Origin of the sequence: Trichocoleus sp. FACHB-6 (assembly GCF_014695815.1) — a bacterium.
Lineage (GTDB): Bacteria > Cyanobacteriota > Cyanobacteriia > Cyanobacteriales > FACHB-T130 > Funiculus > Funiculus sociatus.
Genome location: NZ_JACJOY010000084.1, coordinates 21,100 through 27,388 on the forward strand (window position 1 = coordinate 21,100; position 6,289 = coordinate 27,388).

Here is a 6,289-nt window from a genome sequence, read left to right on the forward strand (position 1 = left end):
GTTCCCTGGCGCACAGATGTAACCAACTTGCAACCGCACTCCCTCCTACCGTTCATCCTTCACCTCTATGAATGCGATCGCGCTAACTGAACAGCATTAGCGTAAATCCAGCCAGGATTGGATCGCATCAACTAACCAGCTACATTCATCCCGACTCATTCCTTTAGCGAAGAAATATTCTCCGCGATAGGTCTGGATCGTCACTACTCTTTTGTCACAGGTGCTTTTTCCATTCCGAAACGTTTTCATTGTGTGGAACACATCTTCAATGTCCGCCGTTGAACCGCTTATCGTCGTCATAGTGAAGCCGAAACGACGTTTGTAGATGGAGAACTGTGACCGATTAAACTGTACAAAGGTTGGCAATAATTCCCAATAAACGCCTCCACTAATGGCGAGAACAATTAGGAGAAAAAAGAGAATATGTGTAAATTCAATAGTCATTAGCGCAATAGTCTGCGTCACTATTGGGACAAAGACAATCAGAGCGATCGCAATCGGAATTAACATTAAAAGATTCCAGAGACTTGCGCCAGGAATTGTGATCAACAGTTCATCAGCAGTTTGATTCAATTCAATTCGGCTATTGTATGGAGGTGTTAGCGATCGCTCCTTAGATGGTTCAAGTTCGCTATATTGGGAAGTAGAAGGCGATCGCGCCACTGACTTATCATCTGGGGAAATGCGGCTATCAGCACGCAATGCCTCTAACGCCTGTCGCGCAGTCTGAAACCGTTTTGCTACATCAGGTTCGGCAAGCTTGTCAATCCACTGGACAAAGCGGGGAGTGAGACTCACCCGATCGGCAAACTGAATGCGGAGGTCTTTCTGAGGCAACTCAGATGGAGAAATCCCAGTTAGCAGGTGGATCAGCGTCGCACCCAAAGCATATAAGTCAGAAGCCGCCACCGCCCGTCCACTAAACTGTTCGATTGGCGCATAGCCGTAAGTACCAACAACCGTAAAAGTGGCTCCTTCCCTTGCTGCTCGGTCTTGTACGGCACCAAAATCAACAAGATAGATGTGATCGCCCTCGCCGCAGATCAAGTTACTGGGCTTAATATCGCGGTGTAGGACAGGCGGACTGAGTTCATGTAGATAGGTCAGTACATGGAGAATGTCAGCCGCAATCTGGCGTACCTGTTGTTCCGTATAGCGTGTGCCTTGAGCCAGCAATTGCTTGAGGGAGGAACCAGGGATGTAATCTTGTACTAGCCCAAACCAGAGCAGGCGATCGTCAATTGAGAACGAATCTCGGTATTTCGGAATCTGGGGATGAGCTAGTTGTCGGAGTACCTGCGCTTCCCGCTCAAATAATTTCACGTCGTCCCATTGCACCTCATCGCCAAACGCGAGTAACTTCACTATGACAGCAGCATTTGCTACAGATATATCCTCTGCCAGCCAGGTTTGTCGCCCAGCAGTTTGTCCTAGTTTTTGCTTGAGTTGGTAACGATTGTGAATTACTTGTTCTGGTTGAAGCATGAGGGTGTTCGCGCCAGCGTCTCTAAATCAGAATCTTGGGAATGAGAGCTTAATTACAGGGTCTTTCAGCAACATCTCACCCTACAGCCGATTGTATTGCTGGTGCGAGGAGTTTGCAAAGAGCAATCTATAAAGATTGCTATCTTGTTCTGGGTGATTCCCCAAAAGGTTGATTGATGAAGCTTCCAAAGGTCTTGTTATGCGGCCAGTAATTATCAATCTGATGGGGCTTGGAGAAACCAACCAAGATCCCCTAGCCTGAATAAATATGCAGATTTTATAAAAGGTGTCAGATGCGCGATCGCCAGAAGAATACTATCGACATTGATGAGGGAACCGTTGTTCTGATTGTGTTTGCCTTTATAGTCTTACCGCTTGTATTAGCTGGTTTCTGCTTCCAATAATTATTTTTTTGACACGCAGCAAAGTCCATGACTACCTACTTCCGCCCCAGTGTTGAGGCGATGACTGGCTATGTTCCCGGCGAACAGCCCAAGCCGGGGACAAATATCATCAAACTGAACACTAACGAGAATCCTTATCCGCCTTCACCAGATGCGATCGCAGTTCTGCGAAACCTGGATAGCGAATGGCTGCGACGGTACCCAGATCCTTACGCCAACGAGTTTCGCCTTGCGATCGCACAAGCGTTGGAGGTTCCCTTTGAGTGGATTATTGTTAGCAATGGCAGCGATGAATTGCTGAATGTTGTGGTGCGTGCCTGTGCGGAGTTGGGGCGCAAGGTCGTTTATCCGATGCCGACTTATGTACTGTATCGTACATTGACGGATATCCAGCCTGCGGAGCGTGTCGAAATTCCCTATGGAGAGGATTATCGTTTGCCAATTGAAGAATTGGTGGCGGTAAACGGTGCGGTGACGTTTATTGCAACGCCCAATAGTCCATCAGGGCATATTGTTCGCATTGACGAGATTCGACAGTTGGCGGCGAGGTTGTCTGGCGTTTTAGTCGTTGATGAGGCTTACGTTGACTTTGCTTGCGAAACGGCGTTACCTTTGGTCAAGGAATTTGAGAATGTTATTGTAATTCGCACCTTATCTAAAGGTTATTCTCTGGCAGGGTTGCGGCTGGGTTTTGGAATTGCCAATCCAAAGCTTTTGAGCGGGTTATTTAAGGTTAAAGATAGCTACAACATTGACGCGATCGCTTGTTTGGTGGGTGCGGCGGCGATGCGCGATCAAGCTTATAAAAACGAGTGTACGGAAAAGGTGAAGCGATCGCGGACAAAGTTGGCAGTGGAACTCAAGCAATTAGGTTTCCAGTTGTGGGATTCTCAAGCTAATTTCTTTTTGACACAACCCCCCAAAGGCAATGCAGAGCAAATTTATCTGGCGCTAAAGGAACGGGGAATTTTGGTGCGCTACTTCAAGCAGCCTGGTTTAGAGGATAAGCTTCGCATTACTGTCGGTACTGATGAGCAAAATCAGATACTTGTTGAGGCGTTGATTCATCTGGTGTAACTGAGATAACCGACTTCTCGAAGAAGTCGGTTATCTTAACGTTAGCTGTTCAATCTTTCTGTAAGTTATGCTTTGCTAATAACTGGAAAATTGGTTTGCGTTGCAAGTGCGATCGCATCAATTTATCTTTCCCGCAGTTAAAATCAAAAACTAGCAAGATTTATTAGCCTTGTTATGTTCGATCAGCAAGAATTCTATGCTTTGGAAGAAGGCGAACCCCCACGCTTGGCAATTTCTTGGGGATTCTTTAGTCGAGAGATTGTAATTCGCTTAGATGGTGAGGAAATTGGCAGCATTCCCAGAGCTAAACTTAGCAAACTACATGAATTTGTCCTAAAGGACGGTTCGCGGTTAAAGATTAAGCAGATTCCAAGTTTCAAAATATTGGGAATGGGGTTTCAGCCATACCTACACCTGAGTTTGGATGGGCGGGATTTGCCGGGGTTGATACCTAACCCCCAACAACGTTTATCGACCGCTAATGGCTGGATTTTTGGGGTGGGGTCGGCAAAGTTGATTTTAGCGATATTTATGCCAGTTAAAGCGATCGCGCTCCCGCAGACGTTGCAATTTCGGGAGCTTGTAGAGTGGCAGCAAGGCTTTACCGGATCTATGATCACTGGCTTAATTTTGCTGGGGCTTTTTGTTGTACCTAAGCATTTCACAAAGCTGGTATTGACTGCTGCTCTAATAATTATTGTGGGAAACCTTATTTTAGAGTTTAGCTGCGTGTGGGTTTGCACCGCTCGTACTGGCCATATTGCAGCATTGGAAGGACTTGCTGCTTTATCTATTTATCAAGCTTTAAGAACACAAAGTCGCTCTCATCGTTGAAACCCCTAATAGAATTCTGGTGCTGGTTGTTATCCTAGTTTTAATATTGAGCGCGATCGCACTGTTCATCCTCCACATTCGTTGGTGCGATTCCTTATTTTTTGCAACTACTACTTAAGTGTCAGAGCCTTTTCAAAAGCAAACAGACTTCAAAAACTCCTCAAGCGCGTAGAAATCCACAGAATCCAAGTCCCCTGGATAAATCATTACGGTCAGTTTGCGTGTAATAAATCTTCTTTTTGATTCCAAAATGAAAGAAGTAATGATCAGCTTGGCTAGCTGCATTCGGGAAAGACCACTACGGGCAAGATCGGAACCGATTATTGGGATTGCTACATCTGTACCGTTGCATCTACGGCGAACTTCTTGCCAGAGATTATCCAATGAAACTGATATGAAATCAGGATTGGATTCAACTGTTAAATCATTGTTCATGTGTCCATAGGCGATAAGAAAGTACCGTTTTTCATGAGAGCCGAGTGTGATTGCAGTGCCAATCGGATATCGCCAAGCTTTGCCACGAGTTTTATCAGGCTCCAAACGGCGATCTCTACTGTGATTATGAAGTTCAGCTTCAACCTCTGCATCAAGTTGCCCTAAGTTACCTTTGTAAACTCGTTTGAGAAATTGTCCCTGTACACTTGAGTCCCTGATAATTTCCCCTAGCTCAGTATCAAAGACATCATTGGAACCAATAACTAAATGTCCATTTTCCTGAAAGAGGTCTCCAACCTTAATCTCAATCTCTGTATCGGGTGAAGATAGATTACTTGATACAGCTCTTCGAGGGAAATTTTGGAGAATTGCCAGACCAAGAGATACAAAAACTAAACTTAAATAACCAGATAAGCCGAAGTTGACTTTCTCTGGAATAAAAAAACTGGCTGGCTCAACGAAGAGCCAAAACCAACCAAAATTGCTGGAAAATGAAGTTCCAAATCGTCTTAATCCAATCTTTTTCAACAGAGTTAGATAAATGCTAGCTCCTGGGAATTTATTATTCATCGAGTATGTTCTTTGATGGAGTTAATACCGTCATTCCAAGCAAGTACTACTTGCTTGGTTGAAGAACATTTACTAATTCTTGATAGCTTGATACTCTTTTACCTGCTTTGGCAAGTTGAATGAGATGGCTCGTGTAATTTGGAGGGTTTGCACGCCCAAAATCCCTCTGAGATTGGCTGGCAATTCTGTCATAGCTTACGGCGGTTTCTTCTAGTCCAGCATTACCTCCGAAGAAGTCTGATATGGCAGCTCCATACCTTCCTTGTTGTACAGCCGCATCCTGAATCATTTTGAACGTGAATCTCTTAGTTTCCCAACGCCAGGTAAATGAACCGAAATAAGGATGTGACTCTAGTTGTTGCACTGCCTTGAAGGAAAGTAAAAACTCAAAAAAGTCAAACCAATCTAGGTATCTCGCTTCTTCTTCATTAGGGTAAAGCTTGCTCTTCAGTAGTGGAGCCAGATGATCGCTAACAGGGGCAAATCGACGCTCAAATCCTGGTTCTATCATGCCTGAAACAGAGTCATAGAACACATATCTTGGATCAATTGTATCCAGCAGAGGGCGCTCCCAATTGTATTCGCTTGAGTAAACTTGGCGAGACGCAACTTCCTGCAAAAAGTTCATTTTGCTTGCACGCAAAGCTGAAAGCCCCAGCGTGTATAGTAGAAGGAGTCCAGGGTAAGTCTTGATATAATTCGCCCATTTGTATCCACCTTCAACCTTTCGAGTGCTGAGTCGCTCGATCCAGTCTCCGGTAATGTCTAGCCATTCAAGTGAGGTGTCATCTGCGTAACGTCCAATCGCAGCCAGTACATACATGGATGGTGTTGTGGCTGTTTCTAGAATTTGTGTGATGGCGGAAATAGTTTCAGCACTTGCCTGTCGAGAAAGCAGTTCAGCAAGATCAGGTGAGGCCAGTATGGACTGAATTCTTGTGATTTCTTGCTCTTTGACATCCTCCATGTCTTGAACGCCGAAGCGTGACTCTAGTAGTGTTTTGACAGAAGTTTGCGCCTCAGAGAGCGTATCGAATGAGATATATGCACCAGAAGTGCTTGGTATTGCCTGAACTGGTAAACCAATCGCTTGCTCAGTGAGTTTTGCTTCCTGTTCTGCTGCACGGCGCTCTTTGTCTTCTCTAGCAATTTCTAGGACAGCAGATGTGATGTGTCGAAAGACTTTATCTTTGAATTCTTCGAGGTGACGGTAGTTGTCAGTGAGTCCTTTAGCTTGCAAGGCTGCTTTGTATTTCTGAAGGCGTTTGTATTGTTTTTGGTCGGTCTTAGAGGATGTCTGAGAAGTCAGGAAAGCTCTCAAAACGATAACCTGTCAATAGCAAATTATCAGACAGCATTTTGAGAGCCATGACATCATCGTATCCGAGTAACTTGACCCAAGAACAATGGGAACTGTTATCCAGCTTGATTCCCAAAGCTAAACCGGGAGGTCGTCCGCGCACCGTAGATATGCAAGCAGTGGT

5 protein-coding genes and 1 pseudogene are annotated in these 6,289 nt (G+C 45.0%); 3 read left to right on the forward strand and 3 right to left on the reverse strand.

Annotated elements, in window-relative coordinates:
- Positions 1–96: 96 nt before the first annotated feature.
- The gene (locus H6F66_RS16150) at positions 97–1,485 is read right to left on the reverse strand and encodes a serine/threonine-protein kinase (RefSeq protein ID WP_190423116.1); all 1,389 of its coding nucleotides are present in this window, start codon (positions 1,483–1,485) and stop codon (positions 97–99) included.
- Between the two features lie 431 nt (positions 1,486–1,916).
- Here H6F66_RS16150 and hisC point away from each other — a divergent pair, with 431 nt between their 5' ends.
- Both hisC and H6F66_RS16160 read left to right on the forward strand, forming a co-directional pair.
- Positions 1,917–2,966, forward strand: coding sequence for a histidinol-phosphate transaminase (hisC, locus tag H6F66_RS16155; RefSeq protein ID WP_190423118.1), 1,050 nt, complete (start codon positions 1,917–1,919; stop codon positions 2,964–2,966).
- A gap of 174 nt (positions 2,967–3,140) precedes the next feature.
- Complete coding sequence (locus tag H6F66_RS16160; protein WP_190423120.1) at positions 3,141–3,800, forward strand: hypothetical protein; 660 nt, start codon at positions 3,141–3,143, stop codon at positions 3,798–3,800.
- A 132-nt stretch (positions 3,801–3,932) separates the two neighbouring features.
- Here the strand turns inward: H6F66_RS16160 and H6F66_RS16165 are convergent, their stop codons facing one another.
- Both H6F66_RS16165 and H6F66_RS16170 read right to left on the reverse strand, forming a co-directional pair.
- A complete protein-coding gene (locus H6F66_RS16165) occupies positions 3,933–4,805 on the reverse strand; it encodes a macro domain-containing protein (RefSeq protein WP_190423122.1) in 873 nt (290 codons plus the stop codon).
- A 46-nt stretch (positions 4,806–4,851) separates the two neighbouring features.
- Positions 4,852–6,126, reverse strand: coding sequence for a hypothetical protein (locus H6F66_RS16170; RefSeq protein ID WP_190423124.1), 1,275 nt, complete (start codon positions 6,124–6,126; stop codon positions 4,852–4,854).
- A gap of 47 nt (positions 6,127–6,173) precedes the next feature.
- On the opposite strand from H6F66_RS16170, the pseudogene H6F66_RS28450 reads away from it, so the two are divergent.
- A pseudogene (locus H6F66_RS28450) lies at positions 6,174–6,289 on the forward strand (IS5/IS1182 family transposase); the annotation flags it as partial.